Source organism: Pseudomonas sp. AP3_22 TE3818 (genome assembly GCF_053628995.1).
This window is the reverse complement of sequence record NZ_JBRJHL010000001.1, coordinates 1,119,035-1,144,315: the sequence shown is the minus strand read 5'-3', so window position 1 is coordinate 1,144,315 and position 25,281 is coordinate 1,119,035. Positions and strand designations below refer to the sequence as shown.

General features: G+C 59.6%; 22 protein-coding genes and 1 riboswitch. Of the genes, 7 read left to right on the top strand and 15 right to left on the bottom strand.

The annotated features are described in order from the left end of the window. Positions 1-194: 194 nt before the first annotated feature. On the bottom strand, positions 195-587 hold the full coding sequence (rpsI, locus tag AB7M25_RS05480; protein ID WP_003228056.1) for a 30S ribosomal protein S9: 393 nt from the start codon (positions 585-587) through the stop codon (positions 195-197). A 14-nt stretch (positions 588-601) separates the two neighbouring features. Continuing rightward, positions 602-1,030, bottom strand: coding sequence for a 50S ribosomal protein L13 (rplM, locus tag AB7M25_RS05475; RefSeq protein WP_003228062.1), 429 nt, complete (start codon positions 1,028-1,030; stop codon positions 602-604). 246 nt (positions 1,031-1,276) lie between these two features. Here rplM and AB7M25_RS05470 point away from each other — a divergent pair, with 246 nt between their 5' ends. Beyond that, positions 1,277-2,317 (top strand): NADP(H)-dependent aldo-keto reductase, encoded by a 1,041-nt coding sequence (locus tag AB7M25_RS05470; RefSeq protein ID WP_429519166.1) that lies wholly within the window; start codon positions 1,277-1,279, stop codon positions 2,315-2,317. 103 nt (positions 2,318-2,420) lie between these two features. Here the strand turns inward: AB7M25_RS05470 and AB7M25_RS05465 are convergent, their stop codons facing one another. Next, positions 2,421-3,557, bottom strand: coding sequence for an acyl-CoA dehydrogenase family protein (locus tag AB7M25_RS05465; protein WP_095965544.1), 1,137 nt, complete (start codon positions 3,555-3,557; stop codon positions 2,421-2,423). 221 nt (positions 3,558-3,778) lie between these two features. On the opposite strand from AB7M25_RS05465, the gene AB7M25_RS05460 reads away from it, so the two are divergent. Further along, positions 3,779-4,699: a GlxA family transcriptional regulator gene (locus AB7M25_RS05460; protein ID WP_178082425.1), complete on the top strand. Its 921-nt coding sequence runs from the start codon at positions 3,779-3,781 to the stop codon at positions 4,697-4,699. Between the two features lie 197 nt (positions 4,700-4,896). Here AB7M25_RS05460 and zapE read toward each other — a convergent pair whose 3' ends face one another. From zapE to AB7M25_RS05445, 3 genes are all read right to left on the bottom strand, one after another. Beyond that, positions 4,897-5,991, bottom strand: a complete 1,095-nt coding sequence (gene zapE, locus AB7M25_RS05455) for a cell division protein ZapE (protein WP_007998226.1) — start codon at positions 5,989-5,991, stop codon at positions 4,897-4,899. Positions 5,992-6,081: 90 nt separating this feature from the next. Further along, the gene (locus AB7M25_RS05450; RefSeq protein ID WP_429561394.1) at positions 6,082-7,437 is read right to left on the bottom strand and encodes a tryptophan--tRNA ligase; all 1,356 of its coding nucleotides are present in this window, start codon (positions 7,435-7,437) and stop codon (positions 6,082-6,084) included. A gap of 24 nt (positions 7,438-7,461) precedes the next feature. Then, positions 7,462-8,091, bottom strand: a complete 630-nt coding sequence (locus AB7M25_RS05445) for an alpha/beta hydrolase (RefSeq protein WP_429561395.1) — start codon at positions 8,089-8,091, stop codon at positions 7,462-7,464. A 144-nt stretch (positions 8,092-8,235) separates the two neighbouring features. Between AB7M25_RS05445 and AB7M25_RS05440 the strand changes: the two genes are divergently transcribed. Next, positions 8,236-8,670 (top strand): YhcB family protein, encoded by a 435-nt coding sequence (locus AB7M25_RS05440; protein WP_102701919.1) that lies wholly within the window; start codon positions 8,236-8,238, stop codon positions 8,668-8,670. Between the two features lie 271 nt (positions 8,671-8,941). Here AB7M25_RS05440 and AB7M25_RS05435 read toward each other — a convergent pair whose 3' ends face one another. After that, a complete protein-coding gene (locus tag AB7M25_RS05435) occupies positions 8,942-9,682 on the bottom strand; it encodes an OmpA family lipoprotein (protein ID WP_007972558.1) in 741 nt (246 codons plus the stop codon). A gap of 102 nt (positions 9,683-9,784) precedes the next feature. Next, on the bottom strand, positions 9,785-10,429 hold the full coding sequence (locus tag AB7M25_RS05430) for an MBL fold metallo-hydrolase (protein ID WP_429385148.1): 645 nt from the start codon (positions 10,427-10,429) through the stop codon (positions 9,785-9,787). Positions 10,430-11,043: 614 nt separating this feature from the next. On the opposite strand from AB7M25_RS05430, the gene AB7M25_RS05425 reads away from it, so the two are divergent. Next, positions 11,044-11,688: a polymorphic toxin type 44 domain-containing protein gene (locus AB7M25_RS05425; RefSeq protein ID WP_429385149.1), complete on the top strand. Its 645-nt coding sequence runs from the start codon at positions 11,044-11,046 to the stop codon at positions 11,686-11,688. Between the two features lie 253 nt (positions 11,689-11,941). Here the strand turns inward: AB7M25_RS05425 and AB7M25_RS05420 are convergent, their stop codons facing one another. The 6 genes from AB7M25_RS05420 to AB7M25_RS05395 all read right to left on the bottom strand — a co-directional run bounded on the left by AB7M25_RS05420 (position 11,942) and on the right by AB7M25_RS05395 (position 21,219). Next, the gene (locus AB7M25_RS05420) at positions 11,942-12,106 is read right to left on the bottom strand and encodes a hypothetical protein (RefSeq protein WP_429561396.1); all 165 of its coding nucleotides are present in this window, start codon (positions 12,104-12,106) and stop codon (positions 11,942-11,944) included. A gap of 64 nt (positions 12,107-12,170) precedes the next feature. Beyond that, positions 12,171-14,909 carry a LuxR C-terminal-related transcriptional regulator gene (locus AB7M25_RS05415; RefSeq protein ID WP_454237045.1) on the bottom strand — a complete coding sequence of 913 codons (2,739 nt, stop codon included), beginning with the start codon at positions 14,907-14,909 and terminating at the stop codon, positions 12,171-12,173. Positions 14,910-15,084: 175 nt separating this feature from the next. After that, positions 15,085-16,449 (bottom strand): DUF1329 domain-containing protein, encoded by a 1,365-nt coding sequence (locus tag AB7M25_RS05410; protein WP_116581196.1) that lies wholly within the window; start codon positions 16,447-16,449, stop codon positions 15,085-15,087. A gap of 28 nt (positions 16,450-16,477) precedes the next feature. Beyond that, positions 16,478-18,379 carry a DUF1302 domain-containing protein gene (locus AB7M25_RS05405; protein WP_429385155.1) on the bottom strand — a complete coding sequence of 634 codons (1,902 nt, stop codon included), beginning with the start codon at positions 18,377-18,379 and terminating at the stop codon, positions 16,478-16,480. Positions 18,380-18,718: 339 nt separating this feature from the next. Next, positions 18,719-20,401: a fatty acid--CoA ligase gene (locus AB7M25_RS05400; protein ID WP_454237044.1), complete on the bottom strand. Its 1,683-nt coding sequence runs from the start codon at positions 20,399-20,401 to the stop codon at positions 18,719-18,721. A gap of 188 nt (positions 20,402-20,589) precedes the next feature. After that, positions 20,590-21,219, bottom strand: coding sequence for a LysE family translocator (locus tag AB7M25_RS05395; protein ID WP_429519158.1), 630 nt, complete (start codon positions 21,217-21,219; stop codon positions 20,590-20,592). Positions 21,220-21,311: 92 nt separating this feature from the next. On the opposite strand from AB7M25_RS05395, the gene AB7M25_RS05390 reads away from it, so the two are divergent. From AB7M25_RS05390 to AB7M25_RS05380, 3 genes are all read left to right on the top strand, one after another. After that, positions 21,312-22,277 (top strand): 2-hydroxyacid dehydrogenase, encoded by a 966-nt coding sequence (locus AB7M25_RS05390; RefSeq protein WP_454237043.1) that lies wholly within the window; start codon positions 21,312-21,314, stop codon positions 22,275-22,277. Positions 22,278-22,310: 33 nt separating this feature from the next. Continuing rightward, on the top strand, positions 22,311-23,309 hold the full coding sequence (locus AB7M25_RS05385; RefSeq protein WP_429385162.1) for a methyltransferase: 999 nt from the start codon (positions 22,311-22,313) through the stop codon (positions 23,307-23,309). Positions 23,310-23,359: 50 nt separating this feature from the next. Then, positions 23,360-23,484: riboswitch (yybP-ykoY riboswitch) on the top strand. A 90-nt stretch (positions 23,485-23,574) separates the two neighbouring features. After that, entirely contained in the window at positions 23,575-24,159 is a 585-nt protein-coding gene (locus tag AB7M25_RS05380) for a TMEM165/GDT1 family protein (protein ID WP_007972537.1), read from the top strand. 158 nt (positions 24,160-24,317) lie between these two features. Here AB7M25_RS05380 and AB7M25_RS05375 read toward each other — a convergent pair whose 3' ends face one another. Next, positions 24,318-25,136, bottom strand: a complete 819-nt coding sequence (locus AB7M25_RS05375; RefSeq protein ID WP_429519154.1) for a M48 family metallopeptidase — start codon at positions 25,134-25,136, stop codon at positions 24,318-24,320. Between the last annotated feature and the right edge of the window lie 145 nt (positions 25,137-25,281).

The window sequence follows — 25,281 nt, the reverse complement described above, 5'->3', positions numbered from 1 at the left end:
TTTGCCGAATGGTAATGAAAAGCCCCAATTCTGACAAGGTAATTACCGGAGCCCACCACCCTCAAGCCTTGGAGTATAGGGCGTCTGCGGATGTGGCAAGTTGTCACAGCGCAATTCTTTGATAAATCGCAGGCATAAAAAAACGCCCAGCTCCGTGAGGAAACTGGGCGTTCTTTTTTGAACGTGAAAGCGAATTAACGCTTCGAGTACTGCGGACGCTTACGCGCTTTACGCAGACCGACTTTCTTACGTTCAACTTCACGAGCATCGCGGGTTACGAAGCCGGCTTTACGCAGGGCGCTGCGCAGAGTCTCGTCGTAGTCCATCAGAGCGCGGGTGATGCCGTGGCGGATTGCGCCAGCTTGACCACTCACACCACCGCCGATCACGGTGACGTAGATGTCGAACTTCTCGACAGTCTCAGTCAATTCCAGCGGCTGACGAACTACCATGCGGGCAGTTTCGCGGCCGAAGAAATTATCCAGCGAACGGTTGTTGATGGAGATGTTACCAGTACCCGGACGCAGGAAAACGCGTGCGGTTGCGGTCTTGCGACGGCCAGTGCCGTAATTTTGAGTCGCCGACATAATGAACTATTCCGTTAAATCTTCAGTTCTTGGGGCTGCTGAGCAGTATGAGGGTGTGCAGCGCCCGCATAGACTTTCAGCTTACGGTACATGTCGCGACCCAGCGGGTTCTTAGGCAGCATGCCTTTGACCGCGGTCTCGATCACGCGCTCAGGGGCCTTGGCGATCAGCTTTTCAAAGTTGATCGACTTGATGCCGCCCGGGAAACCGGAGTGGGAGTAGTACATTTTGTCAGTGGTTTTAGCACCGGTAACACGGATCTGCTCAGCGTTGATTACGACGATGTAGTCGCCGGTGTCAACGTGAGGAGTGTACTCAGGCTTGTGCTTGCCACGCAGACGGCTCGCGATTTCGGTGGCCAGACGACCCAGGGTCTGACCAGCAGCGTCGACGACAAACCAGTCGCGCTTTACTGTTTCCGGTTTAGCAGTAAAAGTTTTCATTCTTTATAGCCTCAGGGGCCGCCCTGTAAATTAGACGGCGGATCTTACTGAATAGTGCGTACTTTGACAAGTCAAAGGCAGCCGGATACAGACGCTTTCGGGGGCTCGGGTCGGCGCGTCCGTTCAACGGCAAGATTCTTCGGCGGCGGCGCATCACTTCCACTGCAGAAAGAGGTGCGCAATTATGCAGATTGCGAAAAATAATTCAACCTGCTTTTATGATTGTTTTGCCCAAGGAGCACCCCGATGGACTATCGCCAGCTAGGCCGAACCAATCTGAACGTGAGTGCCCTCTGCCTCGGAACCATGACCTGGGGCGAGCAAAACAGCGAGGCAGACGCCTTCGCCCAGATTGAACGGGCCAAGAGCGCCGGGATCAACTTCATCGACACCGCCGAGATGTACCCGGTGCCGCCCAAGGCCGAAACCTACGCCACCACCGAACGCTACATCGGCAATTACTTCAAAAGCCGCGGCGACCGCGCCGACTGGATCCTGGCCAGCAAGATCGCCGGCCCCGGCAATACCATCGATTACATCCGCGACAAGAACCTTCGGCACAATCGGCAGCACATCACCGAAGCCGTGGACGCCAGCCTCAAGCGCCTGCAAACCGACTACATCGACCTGTACCAGCTGCACTGGCCTGAGCGCAGCACCAACTTCTTCGGCGAGCTCGGCTACAAGCACAAGACCGAGGCCAACCTGACCCCGCTGGAGGACACCCTTGAAGCGCTGGACGAACAGGTCCGCGCCGGCAAGATCCGCCATATTGGCCTGTCCAACGAGACGCCGTGGGGCACCATGCGCTTCCTGGCCCTGGCCGAAGCCCGGGGCTGGCCGCGCGCCGTATCGATCCAGAACCCGTACAACCTGCTCAATCGCAGCTTCGAAGTCGGCCTGGCGGAAATCGCCATCCGCGAGCAATGCGGCCTGCTCGCCTATTCGCCGCTGGCGTTCGGTTTCCTGTCAGGCAAGTACGAAGGTGGCGCCCGCCCGCCTAAAGGTCGCCTGAGCCTCTACAGCCGCTTCAGCCGCTATTTCAACCCACAGTCGGAAGCCGCCTGCAGCCGGTACGTGGCCCTGGCTCGCGAACACGGCCTGGACCCGGCGCAAATGGCCCTGGCGTTCGTGACGCAGCAGCCGTTCGTGACCAGCAACATCATTGGCGCGACCACAATGAAGCAACTGGAAAGCAACATCGCCAGTTTCGACTTGAAGCTGTCGGAAGAAGTGCTGGAAGGGATCGAGGCGATTCACAAGGATCATCCGAATCCGGCACCTTGATTGATCTCTAAACCCATTCGCGGGCAAGCCCGCTCCCACAGGTACTGCGTGATCCTAGTGGGAGCGGGCTTGCCCGCGAAGGCGTCAGTCCTGCCATCCGAGATCAAAGCGACCGCGCAATAATCTCCTTCATGATCTCGTTCGTCCCGGCATAGATCCGCTGCACGCGCGCATCCGCCCATGCCCGCGCGATCGGGTACTCCCACATGAACCCATAACCACCGTGCAACTGCACACACTCGTCGAGCACCTTGCACTGCAGGTCGGTGCCCCAGTACTTGGCCATCGCCGCCGTCGGCACGTCGAGCTTACCTTGCAGGTGCAGCTCCAGGCAGCGGTCGACGAAGACACGGCCGATCTGGATTTCCGTGGCCATCTCCGCCAGTTTGAACCGGGTATTCTGGAAATCCGCGATCGACTTGCCGAACGCCTTGCGCTCGCGGGTGTAGTCCAGCGTCCATTGCAGCGCCGCTTCGGCCGATGCCAGCCCGCCAACGGCCACCGTGAGGCGCTCCTGAGGCAATTCCTGCATCAGGTAGGCAAAGCCCATCCCGGCCTGGCCCAGCAGGTTTTCCTTGGGCACACGCACATCCTGGAAGAACAGCTCCGAGGTGTCCTGGGCTTTCATCCCGACCTTCTCCAGGCGCTTGCCCTTGTCGAAGCCCGGCGTATTGGCTTCCACCAGAAACAGGCTGGTGCCCTTCGCGCCGGCCTTCGGATCAGTCTTGGCGACGACGATCACCAGATCGGCCAGGTAGCCGTTGGTGATGAAAGTCTTGGAGCCGTTGATCACATACTCATCGCCATCGAGCACGGCCGTGGTTTTCACTCCCTGCAGATCGGAACCGGCGCCCGGTTCGGTCATGGCGATCGCGGTCACCATCTCGCCGGACACCAGTTTCGGCAGGTACTTCTGCTTCAGCGCCTCACTGCCGTAATGCAGGATGTACGGCGCCACGATGTCCGAGTGCAGGGAGAAACCGATGCCGGTCAGGCCAAGCCGGCCTACTTCTTCGATCACCACCGCGCTGTAGAGAAAGTCCGCCCCCAGGCCGCCGTACTCTTCCGGCAGGTGTGAGCAGAGCATCCCCGCCTCCCCTGCCTTGTTCCACAGCTTGCGGTCGATATAGCCTTGTTTTTCCCATTGCCCATGGAAGGGCACCGCCTCCTTTTCGAGAAACGTCCGCACGCTGTCGCGGAAAAGCTCGTGCTCGGAACTGAACAAGGTTCTGGGGATCATGCGGCACCTTTTCTTTGTTTTTAGAAGGAGTTGACCTTCAGAGACTATGCCTCGCTTCCGATACAGGACACTGGACACATCCGACAAAAAATAAGACGATCCAGCCGTCTGGTGACCACTTCCCCCTATAAAAATAAAGTTGAATTATGTCTAACCAAGCCTCCACGCCCCTGCGGCGCGTCAGCATCCTGGCCATCGACCGGGTTTTCGCTTCCACCCTCATGCAAGCCAAGGATTTCTTCCACCTCGCCAGCCTGCGCTACGGCAAACAGCTGGGCCAGGGCCTGACACCGGCGTTCGAAACCCGCCTGGTCAGCCCCGATGGCAAACCGGTCAGCACCTTCAGCGATGTGATGATTCCGGTGGACGGCGGGCTGGAAAACGCCGACATCATCATTCTTCCCGCGTTCTGGGACGATTTCGAAAGCCTCTGCAAACGTTACCCGCAAGTCCTGCCCTGGTTACGTCAACAGCATGCGCGCGGCGCCGTGCTGTGCGGCGAGGCCACCGGTGTATTTTGGCTGGCCGAAGCCGGGCTGCTCAATGGCAAGGAAGCGACCACCTACTGGCGCTTCTTCAATGCCTTCGCCGAACGCTTCCCACAGGTCCAGCTCAATCAGGACAAACACCTGACGGACGCCGATAACCTGTACTGCGCCGGCGGCACCACCTCGGCGTGCGACCTGTACATTTACCTGATCGAGCGCTTCTGTGGCGCCAATGTGTCCCAGGCCGTAGCGCGGGACATTCTGTACGAGGTACAGCGCAGCTACTCGCCGGGACGCATCGGTTTTGGCGGACAAAAACTGCACCAGGACGTGATCATCCTGCAGATCCAGCACTGGCTCGAGGAACACTTCGCCGACAAGTTCCGTTTCGAAGACGTCGCCCGCGAACACGGCATGAGCATCCGCAATTTCATGCGCCGCTTCCAGACCGCCACCGGCGACAAGCCACTGCATTACCTGCAACGCCTGCGCATCGAAACCGCCAAGGGCTTGTTGTCCGCCAGCCGCAAGAGCATAAAGACCATCAGCTATGAGGTGGGCTATGACGATGCGAGCTTCTTTGCACGGCTGTTCCGCCAGCACACAGAGCTGTCGCCGAACCAGTACCGGCAGCAGTTTCAGCAGGCTGCATAGCACTTGAGATAAGCACACCTCCTGTGGGAGCGGCGGTGCGGCGATCCGACTTGCCCGCGATGGCGTGGTGTCAGGCAGCATTCATTTCGCTGACACTCCGCTATCGCGGGCAAGCCCGCTCCCACAGGGACTACGGTGAGCTCGAGTTCCATAAAAAAGGCCTGCAATTGCAGGCCTTTTTTACTTTCGGCAATGTCCTACGGCTTGTGCGCCCGGGACAGGAATTCGTGAGATTGCATTTCCAGCAGACGACTCAGGGTACGCTGGAACTCGAAGTTCAAGCGCCCGCCGGTGTACAGATCCTTGAGTTCGACTTCGGCAGAAATGATCAGCTTCACGTTACGGTCGTAGAACTCGTCGACCATGTTGATGAAGCGCCGGGCGATGTCGTCAGTGGTGACGCTCATCTGCTCGACATCGCTGAGCAGCACGGCGTGGAAGATCTTGCCCAGTTCGATGTAGTCGTTCTGGCTGCGCGGGCCGTCGCACAGTTCACGGAAGTTGAACCAGGCCACGTCATCGCAGGTGCGCAGGGCACGAATTTCACGGTTTTCGATCATCAGCACGTCATTTTCGACCGCTGCCGTGCATTCCGGCGTCAGCGCACGGAAGCTCTTGCGCAGGCTTTCGTTGGCGGCTTCGTCGAGCGGATAGTGGAACAGCTCGGCTTGTTCGAGGTGACGCAGACGATAGTCGACGCCGCTATCCACGTTGACGATCTCGGTATTCTGCTTGATCAGCGCAATGGCCGGCAGGAAGCGCGCGCGTTGCAGGCCGTCCTTGTACAGGCCGTCCGGCACGATGTTCGACGTCGCCACCAGGGTCACGCCGTTCTTGAACAGTTCTTCCATCAGGGTGCCGAGGATCATGGCGTCGGTAATGTCGGAAACGAAGAATTCATCGAAGCAGATGACCCGGGCTTCGGTGGCGAAGCGCTTGGCGATGATGGTCAGCGGGTTTTTCTCGCCGCCCAGGGTTTTCATCTCTTCGTGCACGCGCTTCATGAAGCGGTGGAAGTGCGTACGGGACTTTTCCTTGAAAGGCAGCGCTTCGAAGAAGGTGTCCACCAGGTAAGTCTTGCCGCGACCTACGCCGCCCCAGAAATACAGGCCCTTGACCGGGGTCTGATCCTTCTTGCCAAACAACTTGCCCAGCAGGCCCGGCTTGTTTTGCTCGGCCGCGACCAGATCGTCGTACAGGCGCTGCAAATGACGCACGGCAGTTTCCTGCGCGGCGTCATGGAAGAATTCCGGGCGTTTCAGATCAGCTTGATATCGTTCTAGGGGCGTCATAATTCGTTAGCAAGGCAACAAAAACGGGCCGACACTGTAGCGACGGCCCGGAGGAATGGCAATCGGCCCTTGGTCGGGCCGGACCGTTGTTTAGTCCTGAACAGGCGTCAGGGCGATGCGCAAAGCCTCGACGGCAGCATCACGCGCAGCACTGTCGGCAAAGGCCGGGCTGTCGGCAACGCACTCGCCTTCCAGCCAGACACTGAAGTTCAGTTCTTCATTCCGCACGTCCAGTGGCTGACCCGATTGCAGTTGCTTGGTCACCTGACCGGCGGTCTTGCCATCGGCGAAGTGGCGCGACAGCAGCAGTTGTTCACCATCGGCGGCCAGCAGACGGAAGCGGAAACTGCCGTCGTCTTCACGGAAGCTGACAAAACGCGCAGCTTTCGCGGCTTTTTTCTTGATGGTCGTCGCCACCTGGGTCTGGGCAACAAAGGAGCGCAGGCCCACCGCTTCACGCAGTTCGTTGAGGAAGGGTGTCGCGACCGCACGAGCCTTTTTCGCGCCGAGCTGCAGGATGTCTTCCAGATCCGCCGGGCGCTCGATCAGTTGGTTGTAGCGCTCACGAGATTCGCCCAGTTCACTGTCCAGCAGTTGGAACAGACGATTCTTCGCCTCGCCCCAACCCAGGCCCTGCAACAGTTCGCTGCGGAACTCGTCGGCCTGCGCCGGGGTGGCGAATGCCTGGAACAGGGTGAACAGGTGCGAATTGTCCGGGTCCTTGGCTTCGCCCGGCGCGCGGGAGTCGGTGACGATCCGCGAAATCGCGTCCTTCATTTCCTTGGCGCTTGAGAACAGCGGGATGGTGTTGTCGTAGCTCTTCGACATCTTGCGGCCATCCAGGCCCGGCAACGTGGCGACGCTCTCTTCGATCAACGCCTCGGGCATGGTGAAGAACTCTTTGCCCTGGCCAAACAGGTGGTTGAAGCGCTGGCCGATGTCCCGCGCCATTTCCACGTGCTGGATCTGGTCGCGACCGACCGGCACCTTGTGCGCGTTGAACATCAGGATGTCCGCCGCCATCAGCACCGGGTAGCTGTACAGGCCCATGGTGATGCCGGCGTCCGGGTCTTCGCCGGTCTCGACGTTCTTGTCCACGGAAGCCTTGTAGGCGTGGGCGCGGTTGAGCAGGCCCTTGGCAGCAACGCAGGTCAGCAGCCAGGTCAGCTCGGGGATTTCCGGGATGTCGGACTGGCGGTAGAAGGTCACGCGGTCGACATCCAGGCCACCGGCCAGCCAGGTCGCGGCGATTTCCAGACGCGAGCGCTGGATGCGCAGCGGGTCATCGCACTTGATCAGGGCGTGGTAGTCGGCCAGGAAGTAGAACGAATCGGCATTGCTGTCACGGCTGGCGAGGATCGCCGGGCGGATGGCGCCAGCGTAGTTGCCCAGGTGCGGCGTGCCGGTGGTGGTGATGCCGGTGAGGATACGGGTACGGGTCGTCATGGGTAATCGCTTGTCAGACTGCAATCAATTCGAGAGACGCGGCAGGATCAGATCCTTGAGATCGGTCAGCTTGCCATGAAAAAAGTGTCCGCATTCTGCCACTTTCAGCAGCTCATGGGGACGTTCGAGCTTGTCGGACCATTGGTAAACGACTTGTGGATCGATCACTTCGTCGGTTTCCGGCTGGATCAAGGTCAACTCGCCGTGCTGCGGCAACTGATCCTGATCGCCCAGGCGCATGACCGCCGGCGCGACCATGAACAGGTGCTTGAGCGGCTCGCCCTTGGCCTCAAGGCGTCCGCCGAGACTTGCTGCAACAAAACCGCCGAAGGAAAAACCGAACAGAGTCAGCGGCAACTCCGGGTGTTTGCTGCGAAACCATTCGGCGACAGCCTGGGCATCGTCAACTTCACCGGTGCCCATGTCGTGGGAGCCCTCGCTGGCACCGACACCACGATAGTTGAAGCGCAGGGTGACCAGCCCGGCGTCGCGCGCAGTGCGCTGCAAGGTCGAAACCACTTTGTTGAGCATGGTGCCGCCCTGTACCGGGTTCGGATGGCAGATGAGTGCCAGGCCGCGAGGTTGCTCGTTGTCCAGGTAAAGGGCTTCCAGTTGACCCACCGGGCCATCAATCACTACAGGGGTTTCGCGCATAAGCAAGGAAGGAACTCCGTGACCTCGAATCGGGTCGACTCGTCTAGCAAATTGTCTGTGGCTGTCTATTGCGAGTGAATCGCGGTATACAGCGCAGGTTCGAGCCGTTAACGTAAAGCAAAGCCGTTTATAGAGGAAGGACTCGTGGAACACTCGCTCTTAGTTTGGTTGCTACCGACTCTTGCCCTGGTTGTGGGTGTCGCCATTGGGTTCCTGATCGCTCGCCTTGCGCCGAATGCCGCGCCTAGCAGCACGCAACGTCAGCTGGACGATATTCAGGAACGTTTCGACAGTTATCAGAACGAAGTGGTGACCCACTTCAACAGCACTGCGACACTGGTCAAGAAACTGACTGCGAGCTATCAGGAAGTGCAGGACCATCTCGCCGAGGGCGCCAACCGCCTGGCCCTGGACGAACAGACTCGCCAACGCCTGCTGGCCTCCCTGCACGCCGATGCGGCGCAGGCACCCCGTGAACGCCTGACGCCACCGCGCGATCAGGAGCCCCCTCGCGACTACGCGCCGAAAGCCCCGAACGCGCCCGGCATGCTCGATGAGCATTACGGCCTGAAGAAGTAATCAGGTTTCGCGCAAAACAAAAAGCCCCCGGACGAGTGATTGTCCGGGGGCTTTTTTATTACTGATCCGTTTTATCTGTTGCCCACCCCGGCCTCTTCGCGGGCAAGCCCGCTCCCACAGTGATCGATGTCGGACACACAATCTGCATTCAACACTAACCAGCGGGAGCGGGCTCGCCCGCGAAGAGGCCAGAACTGACGATACAAAAAAGCCCGCCTGATCTACTTGGGATCGGGCGGGCATTTTTTACGCCTGGGGTTCAATCAGACGCTCAAGGGTACTGCTGAACCTGACCTTGCTGCTGACCACCATATTGCTGGCCCGGAATCGCCTTGAGGTTGACCTCTACACGGCGGTTCTGCGCCCGGCCATTGGCGTCGCCGTTGCTGGCAACCGGACTGTCCGGCCCGGCGCCACGAGCGCTCAGGTTGGCACCGCTGACACCTTGCGAGGTCAGGTAGGTGGCCACGCTTTGTGCACGACGCTGAGACAGATCCATGTTGTGCTGGCGGCTGCCAGTGCTGTCGGTATAGCCCACGATTTCGATCTGGTTCTGGTTGAACTCTTTCAGCGAGCCCGCCAGGTTGTTCAGCGGCTGATAGAAACTTGGGGCAATGTTTGCCGAATCGGTAGCGAACGTGATGTTGCCCGGCATGATCAACTTGATCTGGTCGCCCTGGCGCTGCACTTCAACACCGGTGTTGGCCATGCTGGCACGCAGCTTTTTCTCTTGCTGGTCGGCGTAGTAGCCGTAACCGGCTGCCGAAGCGCCGACCACTGCCGCACCGATCAGTGCGCCCTTGCCACGGTTATCGTGGTTGATCGCAGCACCGGCCAGCGCACCGGCCAGAGCGCCGAGACCACCATACTTCGCGGTCTTGCTCATACCTTCGGAGCCGCTGTCCGCCTGCCCCTGAGCCTGGCCTTGACCGCCGTAAGGGTTGGGCGAAGCACAACCGGACAAAACGGCCACAGCCGTAGCGACAATAATCAAACGACGCGTGGTGAACATGTATAGCTCCTACTTTTTTGCATTCTGTGGTGCAACGGACCAAGGCACAGCCTTTGCGGGTGTTGGATCATTTTCGGGAACAAAAATTCCGCTCGTTACAAATCAGGCCCGTACAAAGGGGTTTTCGCGCATTTCATCGCCCAGACGGGTATCCGGACCATGCCCGGCGACCACCGTCGCCTCTTCGTCAAGGGTGTACAAACGCTGCTTGATCGAACGCACGATGGTCGCCTGATCGCCGCCCCATAAGTCCGTGCGCCCGACTCCGCGACGAAACAGCGTGTCGCCGGCAATCAGCAGCTTGGACTCGGAAAACCAGAAGCTCATGGAGCCCGGCGTATGACCCGGCGTGTGCAGCGCCACGCCACAACCGCAGGCCAGCTCTTCATCATCGGCCAGCCAGCGATCCGGGGACGGCACCGGGGTGTAAGGGACACCAAACATCTGGCACTGCATTTCCAGGTTGTCCCAGAGAAACTGGTCTTCCTTGTGCAAGTGCAGGGTCGCGCCAGTTTTCTCTTTGAGTTGACCAGAAGCCAGGAAGTGATCGAGGTGGGCGTGGGTGTGAATGATGCTGACCACTTTCAGTCCCAGGGCATCGAGACGCGCCAGGATCAGCTCATGATTGCCACCCGGATCGACGACGATGGCCTTTTTCGTCACCGGATCGCCGATGATGGTGCAATTGCACTGCAAAGGGCCGACGGGGAAGGTTTCGCGGATAAGCGCAGGTTTGACAGCGTCCATGGGTGTTCCTGGAAAAAATGGATGGCCTATTCTGGCACAGCCCGCCGATATCGCCGATGCCGTCCGCCACCTATCACCTGTCTGAGTGCAGAATCCACCTACATCATTCAAGGAAACGTCTGATTTAACTCACGTACCGCCTAGCCTAGCGTGCTCGCCCCAGCAAACAACACTAGGGCTAGTTCATGGGACGAGGAACAGCTAACGGGCTAGGTCAAGGATTGGATGGCGACCTGACCACCACAGGAGCCATGTGTATCAGTAGCTTGCCCTGTGCGACGCATGGAGGACGCGCAGTGCTACGACTCGGGGACAAGACCACTGCGTGCAACAAATGCGGAAAAACCGGCGTTATCGTTGACAGCCTACCCGCAATGAAATGGCATGGGGTTCCAACTGTACTGGACGGTGCAGAGGTTCACTGCGGCTGCCCACGAGGTACCAATCGACTGATTGCTCCCGCACCTTCGCCTCGCGCTACTCGATCCGAGCAAATTCAAGGTGATGCCCATCCGACAAGGCATTTGGATCAAGCCTCGACGAAAAAACCTCTACAAAGTGATCAAAAACTAGCTGAGAGGAAAACACGACCTGTCGCTTGCAACGACCCTGACATGATGGAAGAGGTAGCGAGCTACATTGCCGGGGAAATGAACCGCAACATTACTCATCCATCCGTTGTGAAGATGAAGAGCCTCAACAGTTTTGACGCTGATACTGAACAAAAGAGGTTCAGAAAACTACCTTGGTACGCGCGCCTTTCCCCGCCCAACTTCAAAGCAATTGAGTCAGGAAACAGGGTGGCGGCTATGGCTCTTTGGGCAGAGCGTGTAGGTCAGAACAGACCTTGGGATCACAAGGTCGCGATAGGACTACAGTTTGGTGGCCCCTGGCAGAAGCAAGGTACGTTCGACTACTTCTACGACATATGGTCAAACGTTCACTATGGGTACGTAGGGATGGCGGGAGGACTTTCCGAAAGTATCCTTTTGGATGGAGCCGGAGTCGAACAAATTGCCTCAGATTCCATCCGTAAAATACAAAAATGGGATAAAAGACCGGGTCCACGTCGGTCGACGGATATCGAAGGGATGCGAGCGTGGGACGACATTGGAGACAGAGTATCGATCGGCATTGGCATCAAACTTTACAGACTCCAACCGAACGGCGGGATAACAGTGAAGATGCTGATGGATGAAGTCTTAGGTTTACCACGCACAAGCTGGGGGGATGGTATTCGTGACCATATCTGTAAATAAGCGCCATTCCAGGAGTACATGGTGCGGGTTGGTTACTCTATTGCTCGCCCCCATCCTCTTTTGGTACTTCGCCGCCCCCCAAGTGAACTTCTACTTTTCTGAAAAAGGCCAAGGGCGCCTAGGCTACATTCTGAATGTTCAGCACGAGATCTCAAAGGGAGAACTTTACCCTGGAGAAGTGACTGGAGGCCCCGGTCATATCTTCCCTAACGCGAAATTTTTTATGGAGTTTTACTGGAGCAACGGAGGTAAATCACACTGCATAAGGGTCAAACCGAAATGGCCAAACACAGATATCTACATTGGGCCAGATGGAGAAATTGATAATCGCACCGAGAATAGCCGCATTGAACAGTGTGGCGAGCTCCCGCGCTGATTGCTGGCCAATGTTTTCAAACTTGACCGTTTTTTTGACCACAACTCCACTCCTGCAGCACGGAGCCAATAATAGCTGCGCCCCACACTAGAAAGTCCGCTGCACGTCACACCAGCACCCCCAACTCCTTCGCCCGCGCCACGGCCTGCGTACGCCGCTCGACCCCGAGTTTGCTGTTGATGTGGCTGGCGTGGGTCTTGACCGTGTGCAAGGAAATAAACAGCTGATCGCTGATTTCCTGGTTCGAACAGCCTTGTGCGATCAATCGCAGAACCGCCAGTTCCCGCGTACTGAGTTGCTCCGCAGCCGTGCAGGACTCCGCTCCGGGGCGGGCAGTCAATGCCGGCAGCTTTTCACTGAGGCTCAGGGAAACAGGGGTTGGCGGACACTGTTGAAGCTGCCCTCGCAGCCAGTCCGGATGCTCGGCCAGCAAGCCCTCGAAGGGTTGCAGCACGCCCCCACCAGCGGCGTCCAGCGCCTGGACCAGTGCCTTGCGTGCTTCCGGCTCCCGTCCACTGCCCAGCAACAACGCCACTTTCTGGATCAGCGCCATGGCACTGAGCATCTGCCGACCGCTTTGCTGGCCATGTTCTAGCAGCGCATTCAATCGCCCCTCGGCCAGCATCGGCTGGCCCTGGATGACGTCCAGCAAAGCTTGCTGTAATTCGATATGCAGCGGCAATTGCGGATGGAACTCCGGCGGTGCCGCCCCGTTTTCACCGTTGTAGGTCTGCCCCAGGCGCGCCAGCCAGGCTTCGGCCAGATCGGTACGCCCCTGGGCCAGCCAGAGCTCACATTTGACCAGGGTAATCATGGCCAGGTAGTAGATCGGCGGCACGTCCCAGATGTGCATGAGCCGCTCGGCTTCGGCCAGTTCGGCGAAGGCTTTGGCGAACTCGCCGCTGCTGCCTTCCAGCCTGGCAATCACGCAGTGGCCGATTAGCACGCTGATGTCACGACAGGCGCGCGCCTCGCACAGACCGGCCTGCAATCGCGCCCGCGCCAATTGTGGCTGCATGCGCAGGGCCAGCAAAAAGCCTTCGTACAGGGTCAGCCGGGCGCGAACCGCATACAGCCGCTGTGCAGACAAGCTCTGCAGGCGTTGCATGCCCTGGCGGACCTCTTCCAGTGCCCGACAGATTTCCCCGCGCGCTTGCAGCACCCGTGCGCGGTCGTAGTGCGCCAGCGCTTCGAACAACGGGTTGCCGACACGTTGCGCCAGCTCCAGCGATTCGCGGTTCAGTCCTCGTGCCCGCCACAAATCACCGTCGGCAATGGCAAGGTTGGACAGGGTCGAGAGGCACATCAGGCGCTGGCCGTAACGCTTGGACGGAAGACTTTCCAATGCCTCGCGGCAGTACTGCAGCGTCAGTTCGCGGTTGCCGCGCCCACGGGCAATGATGCCACTCAACGCCAGCCATTGAGCCAGCATGGACTTCTGGGCGGTGGCCGACGGTGCGGGCAGGAAGCGGCTCAAATGGCTGGCCAGCTCTTCGGCAGCATCCAGCTGGCAAGCCAGGCCCAGCGCCCAGCTATACAGCACAATCAGTCGCGGCGTGCTGATCAGCAAGCTGTCGGGCAAGTCCATTTTCCAGCGCAGCAACATGCCGACATTCTGCTCGGCCAGCAGTTGCTCTTCGGAGAGGTTCTGCACCAGGTTCGCCGCGACGTCCAGGTGACCGGCACGCAAGGCTTGCTCCACCGCCTCATCGAGCAGTCCCTGGGCATTGAACCAGCGGCAGGCACGCAAGTGCAGGCTCGCGGCCGGCACCATCGACTGGGACGTCGGCCGCGTGCGCAACAGATCGGAAAACAGATGGTGATAACGATACCAATGACCATGCTCGTCCAGCGGCACCAGGAACACTTGATGGGCCAGCAGGAAGCGCAGGATCTCCCCGCTGTCATGGGCGTCGCGAACGGCATCGCACAGTTCGCTGCAAAAACGCTCCTGGGGCGCCGTGTCATAAAGGAACGACTGGACCTCGGCGGGCAGGCAATCGATGACTTCTTCGAGCAGGTAATCGCGGATCAGCCCCTCCCCGCCATGCAACGATTGCGGCAGCGCGCCATTGGTGCCCGCCTCCGAAGCCGCCAACAGCCAGAAGCGCAACCCCGCAACCCAGCCTTCGCTGCGCTGGATCAGGTTTTCCAGCGCCTCACCGCGCAAGGAGCTGCTGTGCCGGTCGAGCAGGCTCAAGGCCTCGTCGTGGGTCAGACGCAGATCCTGTTCATGCAGCTCAAGCAGTTGCCGCGACAGCCGCAGCCGCGCCAGATGCCAGTCGGGACGTTGGCGGCTGGTGACCATCACCAGCAAACCATCGGGAAGATGATTGAGGAAAAACTGCAGGCAACGGTCCAGCACCGGCCCCTGAGCCAGGTGGTAATCATCCAGCACCAGCAGCAAGGGCGTCGCCGTGGACAGGTGTACGGCCAGTTCGTCGAGCAAGCCGTCGAGCCATTCTTCGAATGCGAACGGCTGATGGCGCTGACGCATTTTCAACAGCCCGAGGGATTGCCTGCCCAGGTGCGGGAAATAGTCCTGAAGGCCTTCCAGCAGCCGCTCGAGAAAGCGTCCCGGGTCACTGTCTCGCGGACTCAACCCCAGCCAGAGACTTTGCCAGTGCGCCGGCAACTCCTGACAAAACTCCACCGCCAGCGAACTCTTGCCGAACCCTGCCGGGGCACTGACCAGCAGTAACCTGCCTGCGAGCCCGGCACTCAGGCGCTCGCACAAACGTGGACGCAGCACATGGCCGTCGGGCAACGGCGGACGGAAAAACCGCCCGTCGAATGTCGCGACGGCAACCTGTGCAGAACCTGAGGGTGTAGACAAATCAGTCATAGCCGGCTCTTGTTTGAATTGCGGGTGGCGGCGTTGCAGATGTCCGCAGACTAGCCGTAAACGGATAGGGAATGAAGGTAATTGCTACAAATGGCTACAAAAAGTCTACAAGCAAAAAAAAACGCCCCGAACCAGTCGGGGCGTTTCAGAGGGTGCGGCCTCTACTCAGTTCACTTTAGCGAACACCATCCTGACGCAAGGCGGCCGGGGTGAAGTCGCTGGTGGTGGCCTGGAAACCGAAGTCATAAGCCGACTTCTCTTCGTTCTTCATGCCCAGCGCCAGGTAACGACCCGACTGCAGGTCATACAGGGCTTCAAGGGCGTACCACGGCACTTGTTTGTCGTAGTAGTTCTCGGCATGTGCCTCACCTACACGCCACAGTTGGCCACGACCGTCGTAATGGTCAATGACCGCTGCCTGCCAGGTATCTTCGTCGATGTAGAAGTCACGCTTGGCGTAGATGTGACGCTGACCTTCCTTCAAGGTGGCAACCACATGCCATACCCGGCGCAGCTCGTAACGCGCCAGATCCTGGTTGATGTGACCGGCCTTGATGATGTCGGTGTACTTGAGGCTCGGGTCGTCGAGCTTGTAGCTGTCGGAGGCGATGTACATCTCTTTCTTGCCTTCGAGCTTCCAGTCGTAACGATCCGGCGCACCGTTGTACATGTCCAGGTTGTCGGAAGTACGCAGGCCGTCAGCCGCGGTACCCGGGCCGTCATAGGACACTTGCGGTGCACGGCGCACACGACGCTGGCCGGCGTTGTAGACCCACGCCGAGCGCGGTTCCTTGACCTGGTCGAGGGTTTCGTGAACCAGCAGTACACCACCGGCCAGACGCGCCGGCGCGGTCACTTTCTGCTTGAAGTAGAACAGGATGTTGCCCGGGTTTTTCGGGTCGTAATCCTTCATCTTGTCGCGGAACACGAACTGGTCCTGGAAATACACCAGGCTGAACGAGCCGTTCGGCTGAGGCGTGGCCTGGGTTACCAAGCGGGTCACGCTGCCCCCGCGATAGCGGGTGATGTGGTTCCAGATGACTTCAACGCCGCTTTTCGGAATCGGGAACGGAATGGCGGTTTCAAAGTTTTCCAGGCCGTTGCCGCCGGACACCAGGTTGGTGTTGGTGGCGTTGCGCTTGATGGCGGCGAATACATCATCCGGCACGGTAGCACCGCGATGGGATGGGTAGACCGGCATCTTGAAGGTTTCCGGGTAGCGCTTGAACATCGCGTACTGGCCCGGTGCGAGCTTGTCCTTGTACTGGTCGACGTTCTGCGCCGTGATGGTGAACAGCGGTTTTTCGCTGGCGAACGGATTGGACAGGAAACCTTTGCTGTCGACCGTACCGGCGTTCTTCGCCATCGGCTTCCAGGCCGGGATCGAACCGTCGGCGTTACCCGCCATTTCGGCGCCCATCGGGGTCAGGCTCTTGCCCAGTTTGTCGGCCTCGGCTTGGGGAACCGCTGCGATGACGCTGGTCGCCAGCAGCGAAAGACCCAGAACACCGGCGTGGAACAGACTCTTTGTTATTTTCATGTATGCGTTCGTCCTGAAAATACTGTGCTTAGAAGTTCACGCCAAGGCTGAGCGCAACAAAGTCGCGGTCATCCACGGTGGTGTACTTGCCGTCGAAGAAGTTGGTGTAGGCCAGGCTCGCGGTGTAGGTGTTCTGGTACTCGGCGTCGACACCCAGGCTGACCGCCTTGCGGCCTTCCTCGAAGTTGCCGCCAGGGCCAGGGGAGTAACCGCTCACGTCATGGGACCAGGCAACGTTCGGCTTGAGGTTCACACCGGCAAACACGTCGTTGTATTCCCAGATGGCACGACCACGGTAGCCCCACGAAGTCGCGGTGGTGAAGCCTTCGTCGGTGCAGTTGCGGCTGCGGTTGTTGGTCGGCGTACCCGGGCCGGCACCGTTGATGGTGCTGGTGTTGAGCGCCACGCAGGTATCGAGCGCGCCAGAGGCTGGCAACTCACCCGGGCCGTAGACCGGATCGCGGCCATAACGAACATCGGAAGTGCTTTCCAGGCCGCCGACGTGGGTCACGCCCACTTCACCCACCAGGGTCAGACGGCTCGCGCCCATGACCTGGTCGAAGAAGTGCGTCAGGGTGGTCTGGAACTGGGTGACTTCCTTGCGACGATACCCGTGCAGGTCCTGACCCGGCACGCCGGTCAGCAGCGATGCGTTGGTCAACGGGTTGTTCGGGTTGTTATTGCCCAAAGGACGTACACCGGCGAACAGGATGTCGGTGGAGTTGAGCTGCACCGGAGCGTTCGGACGGTAGCTGATCTCACCGCTCCACGCCGTACCGGTAGGCAGGGTGGTGGAGAAGCTCAAGCCATACAGGCGAATGTCTTCCGGGTATTCGATGAAGTACTGCGAATTACCCGCCACCAGCAATGGCGCCAGCGCGGCAAACGGACCCGGGAGTCCCGCCGCTGTGTTGTAGACCGACTGCGGCGCACCGGTGGCACTGAAGATCGGCGCACGACTGTGGTAGTTCATGAAATAGGCACCGAATTCGGTGTCCAGCGGATCGAACATGTACTTGAAGGACGCGCCCCACTGACCGCCGTCGCGGGCATCACGATCGCCGCCACGACGTACCAGAACACCCTCATTGTTGACGTCGACGCCGTTGGCGGCCAAAGGCCCCAGGGCAATGGCCGGAATCTGCGAGCGCTTGGCCAGCACGCGCAGGTTATCGTTACAGCCGTCGGCAACGATGTCCGGCTGGGAGAAGAACGTGCCGCAGTTGTCGACGACGGTCTGGTCCCATTCAATTTGATAGAACGCTTCGGCCGAGAGGTTTTCGGTCAGGCTCTGGGACACATAGAACATGTTGACCGGGATCAGGCCTTCCTTGATCTCGGCACCCGGACGACGGAACGCGGACACATCGATCGGGTTGATCGAGTTGATGCCACCCCCGATGAAGGTACTTTCACCCCAGCTCACCACCTGCTTGCCCAGACGTACGGAGCCTGGTTGCTCGGCAATGGAGTAGTTGTGGTAGACGAAGGCGTCGAGGATCTGGCCGCCAGCGGACTTGGCGCCTTCCTTGCGGCCCTCGTCGCTGATGTCCTTGAACGGACGGCTTTCGTCCTTCAGTTCAAAGTCGTACCAGTATTTGCCACGGACGAAAACACCGGTATCGCCGTATTTGAGTTCAAGGTCATGGATGCCCTTGAAGATCTTCGAGAAGGTTTCCCCGCTCTTGAAGTTCAGGTGACCGTCATCAGAAGTCTGGGACAGACCCTTGCCGCCGTTGTTGACACCGATGAGGTTCTTGTTCGGCTGTTCGGTAGACCAACTGGCACCAATCGACAGGGATGAGTCGAACTGACCTTCGATTTCACCGACGTTGAAACTGACGCCGAATGCTGGCCCGGCGAGCGTAGAGGCAAGACTGACAGCCAGGGGCAGCTTCGCCCGGCGCCAGAACTGGTTTACTGATGTCATCGACGCTACTCCATGTGCATTTTATTTTTATGGCATTGAGCACTTCTAAAAACGCTGTGGATAACCGGGAGCCATGGCATCCCAAAGTCATTCCAAAGTTGCATCGCCCCGGTTCGTGCGGTTGCCCCGTTCTTAAAAATCCTTGAGCGGACTATAGCCAGCAGGTAGTAGCGCTTGATCCCTCTAAAGTGTGATTTGCAGTTGCCAGCCACTCTGGAACAGTCCTTTCGCCAGTCCGACACCCGTCGGCACGGCAAGGATGGCTGAAAATTTCGATTTGACAAGCCAAGCGCTTGCTTGGTGGGGCTGGCGTGCCCTTTCGGGCACGCCGGGAGGTGCTTAAAGCGTCGAGAGGAAGGTACTGTTGGTGGCCTGCCATTCGCTGATGTCGACACGAATGCGCTTCTTGTCGAGTTTGCCGACGCTGGTCTTGGGAATTTCAGTAACAAGGGCGATCTGGCTCGGAATCGCCCACTTGCTCAGGTGCCCCAGCTCCACAAAAGGCTTGAGGTGTTCCTTGAGTTCCCTCGCCCCGATGACGTGACCTTCACGGACTACGAGCAGGGCAAACGGCCGCTCTCCCCACTGCGGATCAGGGATCCCCACCACTGCTACTTCACGTACCGCCGCATGACGACTGATCAGGTCTTCCAGGTCCAGGGAGGAGATCCACTCGCCACCGGTCTTGATCACGTCCTTGATGCGGTCACGAATGTCGATCACCCCCATGCTGTCCAGGGTCGCCACGTCACCGGTGTGCAGCCAGCCTCCGGCCCAGAGCTCGGCGCCCTTCTGCGGTTCGTTGAAATAACCCTCGGTCAGCCAGGGTGCGCGCAGCACCAGTTCGCCCTGGGTCTCGCCGTCGGCGGGCAGGAAGTTGCCCTCGGTGTCGACGATCGCCGCCTCCACCAGCGGCCCAGGCACGCCGGCCTTGATCCGGTAGGTAGTGCGTTCGTCTTCGGTGCCGGCCATCAACTCATCGTTCAAGTGCGCGCACGAGACCAGTGGCCCGGTTTCCGACATGCCGTAGGCGGCGGTCAACTGAATGCCCTTGGCCTTGGCCGCCTCGTACAACGTGCGGTTCAGGGCGCTGCCGCCGATGACGATTTTCCAGCCACCGAAGTCGACGTTCTGCGCAGCCTTGGCATTGAGGACCATCTGCAAAATGGTCGGTACGCAATGGGAGAACGTGACATTCTCCTTGCGCCACAACTCCACCAGGTACTCCGGGTCATAACGGCCGGGGTACACCTGCTTGAGTCCGAGCATGGTCGCCACATACGGCAAGCCCCAGGCGTGCACGTGGAACATCGGGGTGATCGGCATGTACACGTCGTTGGTACCCAGCAGGCGCACACTGTCGATCGCCCCCATGATGGTCGACACGCCCATGGTGTGCAGCACCAGTTGCCGATGAGTGAAGTACACGCCCTTGGGATTGCCGGTGGTGCCGGTGGTGTAGAACGTGGTCGCGACCGAGTTTTCGTCGAAATCCTGGAAATCGTACTGCGGACTCGCCGCGGCCAGCAGTTGTTCGTATTCGCCGACAAGGTTCGGCAGGTCCGCGGTTTTTTCCGGCAGGTCAGTCAGCAACAGGGTTTTATCGACCGTGGTCAGATGCCCTTCGATGGCCTTGTAGAGGCCGACGAACTCGCTGTTGACCAGCACAAAGCGGTCCTCGGCGTGGTTCATGGTGTAGAGGATCTGTTCCGGCGACAGGCGCACGTTGATGGTGTGGATCACCGCGCCGATCATCGGGATGGCGAACATGCATTCCAGGTAACGATGGCTGTCCCAGTCCATCACACCCACGGCATCCCCGGGCTTGACCCCGGCCGCTGTCAGCACGTTGGCCAGGCGGGCCACCCGTTCGATCAGGGTCGGGTAGCTGTAGCGCAACTTGTCACGGTAGATGATCTCGCGGGTTTTCTCATAACGGGCACCGGACATCAGCAGCCGCTTGATCAGCAGCGGGTATTGGTAAGCGCCTTCGGCCGGGGGGATAACGCGAGTCTGCAACATAAGAATCCCTTTTTCTGACTGCACGGACGTGACTGAAAGTACGCACTGTAGTGCCCCTGATCGTCAGCCAAATCAGCCAAAGGTATGATTTGCAGAACCCCGCAAATGCTAGCATTGCGCCAGCACTGGCCACTTATTACGCCCTGTAGGAGCTGCCGCAGGCTGCTCCTACAGGGAATCACGATTGATCAATGCATCTCGGTAAAAGCGAGCTTCACGCCAATCGCAATCAGCACCGCGCCCATGGACCGGTCGAACCAGTGCCCCATGCGCGCGAAACCGGCGCGTACGCGCTGCTGGCTGAACAACATCGCCACCAGGCAGAACCAGGCGGCTGTTGCGCCTGCCAGGTAAACCCCGTAACCGGCCTGCACGACCAGCGGTGTGTGCGGGTTGATCACCACGGTGAACAGTGAGAGGAAGAACAGCGTGGCTTTCGGGTTGAGACCGTTGGTGACGAATCCCGAGGTGAAGGCGCCACGGGCCGTGCGCTCGCCCGCTTCCTTGTGCAGATCGTCCGCCACAGGCTTGGCCGGCTGCGCACGCAGCGCCTTGTAACCGATGTACAGCAGGTAAGCGGCGGCGGCCCATTTCAAGGCATTGAACAGCACGATCGACTGGGACACGATCAGGCCGATACCCAACAGTGAATAACCCACATGCAGGAAAATCGCCGTCCCCACACCCACCGCGGTCCAGGTGCCCGCACGGCGACCGTGGGTAACACTTTCACGTACCACCACGGCAAAGTCCGGGCCGGGGCTGGCCACGGCCAGCAAGTGAATCAGGGCAACGGTCAAGAACTCTGTCCAGTACATGTGGGGCTCCTTCAGGCCAAGCGTAACTATTTATTTCATCTGGTAGGCTCGGCAGATTACGCCTTCAGTTCAATGCACAAAAGGTACAGTTGATGACGAATACTCGCCGCGCCGTTTTCCTCGACCACCCGTCCCTGGACCTCGGCGACCTTGACCTCAACCCGCTGCGCAGTTGTTTCAGCGAATTGCACCTGTTCGCCCAGACTTTGCCCGATCAAGTCATCGAACACCTCAAGGGCGCCACCGTCGCCATCAGCAACAAGATCCTGATCGACGCCGCCGCCATGGCCGCCAGCCCTGACCTCAAGCTGATCCTGATTACCGCCACCGGCACCAACAACGTCGACCTCGCTGCCGCCCGCGCCCACGGGATCACCGTGTGCAATTGCCAGGGTTACGGCACGCCGTCGGTGGCGCAGCACACGATCATGCTGCTGCTCAACCTGGCCACGCGCCTGGCCGATTATCAGAAGGCCGTCGCCGCAGGCCGCTGGCAACAGGCCAAACAGTTCTGCTTGCTGGAGTACCCGATTGTCGAACTCGAAGGCAAAACCCTTGGCTTGCTGGGTCACGGCGAATTGGGCAGCGCGGTCGCACGGCTGGCTGAAGCCTTCGGCATGCGCGTGCTGCTGGGGCAGATTCCAGGACGCCCTGCCCGCCCGGACCGCCTGCCACTGGATGAACTGCTGCCGCAAGTCGATGCCCTGACCCTGCACTGCCCACTCAACGAACACACCCGTCACTTCATCGGCGCCCGCGAACTGGCCTCGATGAAACCCGAAGCGTTCCTGGTCAACACCGCCCGCGGCGGCCTGATCGACGAACAGGCGCTGGCCGATGCCTTGCGCAATGGTCATCTAGGCGGCGCCGCCACTGACGTGCTGAGCGTTGAGCCTCCCGTCAACGGCAATCCACTGCTGGCCCACGACATCCCGCGCCTGATCGTCACCCCGCACAACGCCTGGGGCAGCCGTGAAGCGCGCCAGCGGATCGTCGGCCAAGTGACCGAAAACGCACTGGGATACTTCAGCGGTAAGGCGCTGCGGGTCGTCAGTTGATAAACTGCGGCACTTTTTTTCACGGGAGCAGTTATGGATCCGCGCAGTGAAGTACTGCTTCGCCAAGCCGAGTTATTCCAGGGGTCGGTGTTGTTGGCCGGCTTGCCCGCCGACGACCTGCTGGGCCGCCTGCCCGATGCCCATGGCTGGTGCTGGCACGCCGGCGACCAGGCCGCGCTGGACGCCCGCTTCCCAGAGCGCAGCCACTTTGGCGTGAACGCACCGGAGCGCGGGTTCGATAGCGCCGTGGTCTTTCTGCCCAAGGCCAAGGACCTGACCGACTACATTCTCAACGCCCTCGCCTCGCGGCTGGCCGGCCGCGAGCTGTACCTGGTCGGCGAGAAAAAAAGCGGCATCGAAGGTGCCGCCAAACAACTCAACCCGTTCGGCAAGCCACGCAAACTCGACAGCGCGCGCCACTGCCAGCTCTGGCAGGTCACCGTGGCCAACGCACCTGAAGCCAAGCCGCTGGAAAGCCTGGCGCAGACCTACGAGCTGCCGCTGGCCGAAGGCCCGCTGAAGGTCATCAGCCTGCCGGGGGTATTCAGCCATGGTCGCCTCGATCGCGGCAGCGCGCTGCTGCTGGAACACCTGGACAAACTGCCCGGCGGTCATTTGCTCGATTTCGGTTGCGGCGCAGGAGTCCTGGGCGCGGCAGTGAAACGTCGATACCCGCACAACCAAGTCACGATGCTGGATGTGGACGCCTTTGCCGCTGCCAGCAGTCGCCTGACCCTGGCTGCCAATGGTCTGGAAGCCGAGGTGATTACCGGTGACGGCATCGACGCCGCGCCGATGGGTTTGAGTGCGATTTTGAGCAATCCACCGTTCCATGTCGGCGTGCATACCGACTATTTCGCAACGGAGAACTTGCTGCGAAAAGCGGCCAAACATCTGAAAAACGGCGGCGAACTTCGCCTGGTAGCGAACAGTTTCCTGAAGTATCAACCGCTGATCGAAGAGCATCTTGGTGTGTGTGCGATCAAGGCCGAAGGACAGGGCTTTCGAATTTACCGGGCAAAACGCGGCTGAAACCTTTTTGAAAAAGAAGGCTTGCCGAATGGGTTTTGCAAAGGCAGAATCCGCTCCGTCCTAGGGGAGTAGTCTCCCACGAGCGCCACGCTCGTCCGGCATGCGTCAACATACTTGGTCCTCAGACCATGGCGCATGCGACCCAAGCATCCACATCAGATGGATCGCAGGGTTTGACAAGACCTATGACACGAACACCTTACCCGGGGCGGGAAGGCTGTACGTGTCATAGCCGTGTCGACCCGCCCCTTAGGAAAACCCCCTGATGCTGGATTCACTACTCGTTCCCACAGCAATCGTTGCCTTGGCCGAAATCGGCGACAAGACGCAACTGCTCGCGCTCATTCTCGCCGCTCGCTTCCGCAAGCCCTGGCCGATCATCGCCGGTATCGTTGCCGCGACCCTGGCCAACCACGCGGCCGCCGGTGCAGTCGGTGCCTGGGTCGGCAGTTTCTTCTCGGATACGATGCTGCACTGGATCCTCGCCGCGAGCTTCGCCGCGACCGCCCTTTGGACCCTCGTGCCGGACAAGATGGATGACGACGAGGCCAGCACCGCCCGCAAGTTCGGGCCGTTCCTGACCACGCTGATCGCGTTCTTCCTGGCGGAAATCGGCGACAAGACGCAGATCGCGACCGTGATGCTGGCTGCGCAATATCCGGAATTGTGGCTGGTGATCATCGGCACCACCGCCGGCATGCTGATTGCCAACGTACCGGTGGTTCTGGCGGGTAACTTTGCCGCAGACAAGCTGCCATTGACCCTGATCCGTCGACTGGCGGCGTCGGCGTTCTTCATCCTGGCGATTGTCGCGGTGTACAAGGCGATGCAGAGCAGCGGGTGGGTTTGACCCGATAGGTCGTTAGACCGCGTTATCGTTCTTCGCGAGCAAGCCCGCTCCCACACTGAATCTCCATTGACTGCAAATTTTGTGTGCACTGGAGATCCATTGTGGGAGCGGGCTTGCTCGCGAAGAGGCCAGCAGCCTTACCGCATGACTATCGACTATCAGGACTTCTTGGCCTGCTCGTACAACGGCATGACTTTCGGAATCGCCGCCTGCAATGCCGCAGTCCGGCTGCTCGAAGACGGGTGCGTGCTGAGGAACTCCGGCGGAGCACCTTCGCTGGCCTTGCTCATCTTGTTCCACAGGGTGATCGCGGCGTTCGGGTTGTAGCCGGCGCGGGCGGCCAACTCCAGGCCGATCAGGTCCGCCTCGTTTTCATTGGCACGGCTGTTGGGCAAGGTCATGCCGTAGTTGGCTACAGCGTCCGCCAGGGCCAGGCTGTCCTGGCCCAACCCGAGCAACGCACCGGCGCCCTGCTTGGCCATTTCGATACCGTATGCCTTGGACATCGCCTCACGACCGTGCTCGCGCAGGGCGTGGGCGATTTCATGGCCCATGACCGCGGCGAGTTCATCGTCAGTGAGTTGAAGACTGTCGATCAGCCCGGTGTAGACAAAGATCTTGCCGCCAGGTCCACAGTTGGCATTGAGCTCTTTGCTCTTGATCAGGTTCACTTCCCATTTCCACTGGGCCGCGTCCGGACGAAAGTTCGGCGCCTGGGCAATCAGCCGGTCGGCAATGACCTGAACACGCCTGGCATCGCTGCTGGTCTTGTCCAGCACGCCTTTGCTGCTCGCCTCACTCACAGTCTTTGTATAGGACTGGGCGTACATCTGGTCGACCTCCTGCGAGGACAACATGCTGAACATGTACTGCTTGCGCTCAACGCCCACAGCACCACCACTGGTGGTATTGACCGACTGGCAGCCGGCGAGCAGCAGGCCTGCGCTCAGCGCACATAGAGCCAATGTCTTGTTCATCGAAAAACTCCCTGAAAACATGCCGGGTATCCTAGGCGTGGAATGGTATCGACGCCAGATACAATAGACATAAGACGCGCAATTCAGACAAAGCTCTCATCAATGCAGAAAAAAATTCACATTCCGGGGCAAGCCGCAGCCCGTC

Coding starts and splice junctions, on each gene's coding strand:
- AB7M25_RS05445 (WP_429561395.1), bottom strand. CDS start 8,091: ATGCGCGAAACCCCTGTAGTGATTGATGGCCCGGTGGGTCAACTGGAA.
- AB7M25_RS05465 (WP_095965544.1), bottom strand. CDS start 3,557: ATGATCCCCAGAACCTTGTTCAGTTCCGAGCACGAGCTTTTCCGCGAC.
- AB7M25_RS05375 (WP_429519154.1), bottom strand. CDS start 25,136: ATGAACAAGACATTGGCTCTATGTGCGCTGAGCGCAGGCCTGCTGCTC.
- AB7M25_RS05425 (WP_429385149.1), top strand. CDS start 11,044: ATGATGGAAGAGGTAGCGAGCTACATTGCCGGGGAAATGAACCGCAAC.
- AB7M25_RS05395 (WP_429519158.1), bottom strand. CDS start 21,219: ATGTACTGGACAGAGTTCTTGACCGTTGCCCTGATTCACTTGCTGGCC.
- zapE (WP_007998226.1), bottom strand. CDS start 5,991: ATGACGCCCCTAGAACGATATCAAGCTGATCTGAAACGCCCGGAATTC.
- AB7M25_RS05415 (WP_454237045.1), bottom strand. CDS start 14,909: ATGACTGATTTGTCTACACCCTCAGGTTCTGCACAGGTTGCCGTCGCG.
- AB7M25_RS05400 (WP_454237044.1), bottom strand. CDS start 20,401: ATGTTGCAGACTCGCGTTATCCCCCCGGCCGAAGGCGCTTACCAATAC.
- rpsI (WP_003228056.1), bottom strand. CDS start 587: ATGTCGGCGACTCAAAATTACGGCACTGGCCGTCGCAAGACCGCAACC.
- AB7M25_RS05390 (WP_454237043.1), top strand. CDS start 21,312: ATGACGAATACTCGCCGCGCCGTTTTCCTCGACCACCCGTCCCTGGAC.
- rplM (WP_003228062.1), bottom strand. CDS start 1,030: ATGAAAACTTTTACTGCTAAACCGGAAACAGTAAAGCGCGACTGGTTT.
- AB7M25_RS05385 (WP_429385162.1), top strand. CDS start 22,311: ATGGATCCGCGCAGTGAAGTACTGCTTCGCCAAGCCGAGTTATTCCAG.
- AB7M25_RS05460 (WP_178082425.1), top strand. CDS start 3,779: ATGCAAGCCAAGGATTTCTTCCACCTCGCCAGCCTGCGCTACGGCAAA.
- AB7M25_RS05405 (WP_429385155.1), bottom strand. CDS start 18,379: ATGACATCAGTAAACCAGTTCTGGCGCCGGGCGAAGCTGCCCCTGGCT.
- AB7M25_RS05450 (WP_429561394.1), bottom strand. CDS start 7,437: ATGACGACCCGTACCCGTATCCTCACCGGCATCACCACCACCGGCACG.
- AB7M25_RS05435 (WP_007972558.1), bottom strand. CDS start 9,682: ATGTTCACCACGCGTCGTTTGATTATTGTCGCTACGGCTGTGGCCGTT.
- AB7M25_RS05410 (WP_116581196.1), bottom strand. CDS start 16,449: ATGAAAATAACAAAGAGTCTGTTCCACGCCGGTGTTCTGGGTCTTTCG.
- AB7M25_RS05430 (WP_429385148.1), bottom strand. CDS start 10,429: ATGGACGCTGTCAAACCTGCGCTTATCCGCGAAACCTTCCCCGTCGGC.
- AB7M25_RS05380 (WP_007972537.1), top strand. CDS start 23,575: ATGCTGGATTCACTACTCGTTCCCACAGCAATCGTTGCCTTGGCCGAA.
- AB7M25_RS05470 (WP_429519166.1), top strand. CDS start 1,277: ATGGACTATCGCCAGCTAGGCCGAACCAATCTGAACGTGAGTGCCCTC.